1 pseudogene is annotated in these 274 nt (G+C 46.0%); it reads left to right on the forward strand.

From position 1 onward, the window contains the following. Positions 1-274, forward strand: a pseudogene (locus AAEZ03_RS27305) (16S rRNA (uracil(1498)-N(3))-methyltransferase); the annotation flags it as partial.

The raw sequence follows: 274 nt of genomic DNA on the forward strand, positions 1-274 counted from the left end.
CAATAATCTGTTGCAAATCAACCATGTCAATCATGTATTGGCAGCAAAAGTGGGCGACACGCTGAAAATCGGGCAACTCGGTGGCAATCTTGGTACGGCGATTATTGAGGAGATTGCTGCTCGCTGTATTCAGCTAGGTGATGTCCAATTGTCAGTTGTGCCACCTGCTAAGTTAAATCTGACTGTTATCTTGGCATTGCCACGTCCAAAAGTGCTGCGCCGCTTGATAATGGATATGACGGCGCTTGGTGTGCGTGATATTATCCTTATCAAT

Origin of the sequence: Pseudomonas sp. HY2-MNA-CIBAN-0224, assembly GCF_040310285.1 — a bacterium.
In the GTDB taxonomy this organism is placed as follows: domain Bacteria; phylum Pseudomonadota; class Gammaproteobacteria; order Pseudomonadales; family Pseudomonadaceae; genus Aquipseudomonas; species Aquipseudomonas helleri.